Below are 3797 nucleotides of genomic sequence, written 5' to 3' on the forward strand. Positions count from 1 at the left end.
GGCGGCGCCCGGGCGCCGCCCGCGCGCCCCCGCCCGGCCCCCGCCCCCCCCCCCCCCCCGCGCGCCCGCCCCCCCCCCCCCCCCCCCCCCCCCCCCCCCCCCCCCCCCGCTCCGTGCGTCAGGCGACGCGGCGGGCGCCCGAGTAGCTCGGCATCGAGTCGAGGTCGACCACGGCCACCGGCTTGCCGGCGGTCGAGGCGTGGACCATCTGCCCGTTGCCGATGTACATGCCCACGTGCGACACGGGGCTGTAGAAGAACACCAGGTCACCCGGCTTGAGGTCGGCCTTCGCCACCGGGGTGCCGAACGTCGACTGGGCCTTCGAGGTGCGCGGGATCGAGATCCCCGCCGCCTTGTAGGAGTAGCTGGTCAGGCCCGAGCAGTCGAAGCTGTCGGGGCCGGTGGCGCCGTAGACGTAGCGGTCACCGACCTGCGCGAGGGCGGTGTCGACGGCGGTCTGGGCGGCGCCGTTGGGGGCGGGCGCCGGTGCGGCGGCGACCGTCCCGGTACCCCCGCCGCCCGTGGAGGCCGACGCCGGGAGGGGTGAGAGGGCGATGCCGGCTCCGGCGATGGCCGCGACGGCGATGCCGCGGAACGAGCGACGGGCGGTGGACGTGCGTGCAGTCGTCATCGACGACGGTTCTCCTGTTCTCCGCGACCGCCTACCGGGTTAGCTGACGGGTTCGGACGGAGGAGTCGCCCGGCGCGCCGCAGCGCGCTTCACCCCAGTGCTCAGGTGGGTCCCCGGCCCGGGTGCCGGCTGGGTGCCGGCCGCCAGGTTCGGCGTGTCCGGCGGGGTGTCACACGGGAGTGACTGAGGGCCCCGGCCGGACCGCGACGACGGTAGGGAGGGGTGTTGCAGCGCTCAACCGGACCGCATCCCCGCCACGCCCGAGCGCGAGCACCGGACTTGACGCGGGCCGCGGATGCGAATCGCCCGGCCGACCAGCGCGGGAGCCGGCACCTCCGCCGCGCGCGCTAGGGGGCCCCCCGGGCGACACGCCGCGGCGGACGAGAAAGGACGCGGCGGTGCGCCCGCACAGCCCGTCAACGGCCCACCACGACCGGATCGGGGTAATGCCCCGGGATCGCGACGGTTGCGCCGCCCGTTGTCGGGGCACCGGATGCAACAGTCGAGAGGGAGGGAGCCCCCATGGGCATGATGAGGAAGCTGATCGCCTCGGGCGTCGCCGCCAAGGTCGTCCAGGAACTCCAGAAGCCGCAGAACCAGGCCAAGATCAAGCAGGTCATCCGCGACTTCCAGGCCAAGAACGCGAAGGGGAAGGGTCCGACCGGTCGGGCCCACTGACCCGCACCCCCGACCGCGACCCCCGTCCCCACCCGGGACGGGGGCCGCGGTGTGTCCGGGGGTGCCCGCGGGGCGACCGGGGCGTCCCGTGACCGTTCCGCAACGAAGCCGTCCCGGATCTCCCGGACGGCGGCACGCGACCGTGTGAGGCTCCTCGCGTTCCTCTCGCGGCACCGGGTCGCAACCCCGGTGTGGGGAGACCGGTGCGCGCACCGCTCTCGAGCCACTCGGGTGCCCCATGACCCAGCTCGTCTCTGCCGTCCGCCCGCTCGCCGCCGTCCCGGTCCTGCTCTCCGTCGGCGTCCTGGTCTCCGGGTGCGGGGGCGACGACGCCGCGGCGGCGTCGGACGCGTCGACCTCCTCGGCCACGCGTTCGTCGGCCACCGCACCCGCGCCGGCGCCCGCGTCGACGCCGGCGCCCGCGCCGGTCCCGTCCACCACCGCGCCCCGACCACCCCGGCCCCGGTCACCCCCGCCGCGCCGGTGGTCGACTTCGCCATGCCGTCGGTGGTCGGCATGACCCTGCAGGACGCCCAGGACCTCATCCAGACCAGCGGCGTCTTCCTCAGCGTGTCCCACGACCTGCTCGGCGCCCGCAACCAGATGCTCGACGCCAACTGGAAGGTCTGCACCCAGAACGTCCCGGCCGGCCAGCGGGTCACCGGCGACGTCGAGGGCGCGATCGACCTCGGCGTCGTGAAGGTCGAGGAGTTCTGCCCCTGAGCCGTCGTCCCGGCCGCCCTGCGGGGCGGCCGGGACACCGGGTCGGCGACGACCCGGGATCGGAACACGGGCGCCACGGGGACGACGCGCACCCGCCCTACCGTCCCGGCCATCCCGCACCGGTCCGAGGAGACCCGATGGCCACCAGTCCCACCCGAGGCGCCTCCGGCGTCACCTACGCCCAGGCCGACGACGGCTACTTCGACAAGCGCGGGCTGACCCGCTCGGCCGGCGTCTGGGGGTTGTGGGGCCTCGGCGTGGCCGCCGTCGTCAGCGGCGACTTCTCCGGCTGGAACCTCGGCATCGACGGCGCCGGCTGGGGCGGCTTCGCGCTCGCCTGCGTGGTCGTCACCGCCATGTACCTCGCGATGGTCGCCAGCATCAGCGAGATGTCGGCGGCCATGCCGCACACCGGCGGCGCCTACTCCTTCGCCCGCTCGGCGATGGGCCCGTGGGGCGGGTTCGTCACCGGCCTCGCGGAGACGATCGAGTACGTCGCGACGACGGGCGTCGTCGTCTACTTCTCCGGCCAGTACGCCGACGGCATCACCGACGCCCTGTTCGGCCTCTCCCTGCCCGCCTGGGTGTGGTGGGTCCTCCTCTACGGCGTCTTCCTCGCGCTGAACATCGCGGGCGCCGAGATCTCGTTCCGGTTCGCCCTGGTCGTCGCCGTCGCCAGCCTCGCGGTGATCGCCGGGTTCGCGCTCACCGCGGTCCTCTCCGGCAGCGTCGACCTCGGCAGCCTGTTCGACGTCGAGCCCGACCCCGGCAACTCGACGTTCCTGCCGCACGGCTGGTGGGCCGTCGTCCTCGCGATGCCGTTCGCCATGTGGCTGTTCCTCGGCATCGAGGAGCTGCCGCTGGCCGCCGAGGAGTCCCACGACCCCGCCCGCGACATCCCGCGCGCCGGCCTGTGGGGGATGCTCACCCTGGTCGCCAGCGGCGCGGTGGTCGTCGTCCTCAACCCGGCGGTCACCGGCGCGGCGGCCATCGGCACCTCCGGCGAGCCGCTGCTCGACGGGTTCCGCGCGGTCCTCCCGGACGCCGACGTCGCCGCGGTGCTCAGCGCGTTCGCGCTGCTGGGCCTGCTCGCCTCGCTGCAGGGGATCATGTACGCCTACGGCCGCAACATCTACTCGCTGTCGCGGGCCGGCTACTACCCGAAGGTCCTCTCGCTCACCGGCACCCGGAGGACGCCGTGGGCGGCGCTGCTGGTCGGCGCGGTCGTCGGGTTCGCGGCCCTGCTGGTGGTCCAGTTCGGCGGGGAGACGGCGGGGTCGGTCGTCCTCAACATCGCCGTCTGGGGCGCGGTCGTCGCCTACGTCCTGCAGATGGTGTCGTTCGTGCTGCTGCGCCGCCGCTTCCCGAACGCGGTCCGGCCCTACCGCAGCCCCTACGGCGTCCCGGGCGCGGTGTTCGCCGGGCTGGTCGCGGCGCTGGTCTTCGTCGGCGTCGTCCTCAACCCCGACTACCGGCCGGCGATCGTCGCCATCGCCGTCGTGTTCGCCCTCGGCCTGGCCGCGTTCGCGCTCGTCGGCCGGCACCGCCTCGTCCTCTCCCCGGAGGAGGAGTACGCGCTGACCGGCGGCCTGCACGCCGGCCCGGCCGGGGAGGAGCCGGCCGACCTGCCCGCACCGGACTGGACGCCGACCGCCTGACCCCGCCCACGGGGGGGGGGGGGGGGGGGGGGGGGGGGGGGGGGGGGGGGGGGGGGGGGGGGGGGGGGGGGGGGGGGGGGGGGGGGGGGGGGGGGGGGGGGGGGGGG

The 3797-nt window shown here is 75.6% G+C and carries 4 protein-coding genes and 1 riboswitch; of the genes, 3 read left to right on the top strand and 1 reads right to left on the bottom strand.

Annotated features, from left to right (window positions below; all coding sequences use genetic code 11):
* Positions 1-118: 118 nt before the first annotated feature.
* A complete protein-coding gene (locus tag ACI8AA_RS23895) occupies positions 119-631 on the bottom strand; it encodes a C40 family peptidase (RefSeq protein WP_457046862.1) in 513 nt (170 codons plus the stop codon).
* 12 nt (positions 632-643) lie between these two features.
* Positions 644-777, bottom strand: a riboswitch (cyclic di-AMP (ydaO/yuaA leader).
* A 376-nt stretch (positions 778-1153) separates the two neighbouring features.
* On the opposite strand from ACI8AA_RS23895, the gene ACI8AA_RS23900 reads away from it, so the two are divergent.
* The 3 genes from ACI8AA_RS23900 to ACI8AA_RS23910 all read left to right on the top strand — a co-directional run bounded on the left by ACI8AA_RS23900 (position 1154) and on the right by ACI8AA_RS23910 (position 3690).
* Complete coding sequence (locus ACI8AA_RS23900) at positions 1154-1309, top strand: hypothetical protein (RefSeq protein ID WP_457046863.1); 156 nt, start codon at positions 1154-1156, stop codon at positions 1307-1309.
* A gap of 315 nt (positions 1310-1624) precedes the next feature.
* Complete coding sequence (locus ACI8AA_RS23905) at positions 1625-2032, top strand: PASTA domain-containing protein (protein ID WP_457046864.1); 408 nt, start codon at positions 1625-1627, stop codon at positions 2030-2032.
* Between the two features lie 137 nt (positions 2033-2169).
* Positions 2170-3690 carry an amino acid permease gene (locus ACI8AA_RS23910; RefSeq protein ID WP_457046865.1) on the top strand — a complete coding sequence of 507 codons (1521 nt, stop codon included), beginning with the start codon at positions 2170-2172 and terminating at the stop codon, positions 3688-3690.
* Positions 3691-3797: the final 107 nt, after the last annotated feature.

It is taken from the genome of Geodermatophilus sp. SYSU D01180 (genome assembly GCF_054050415.1).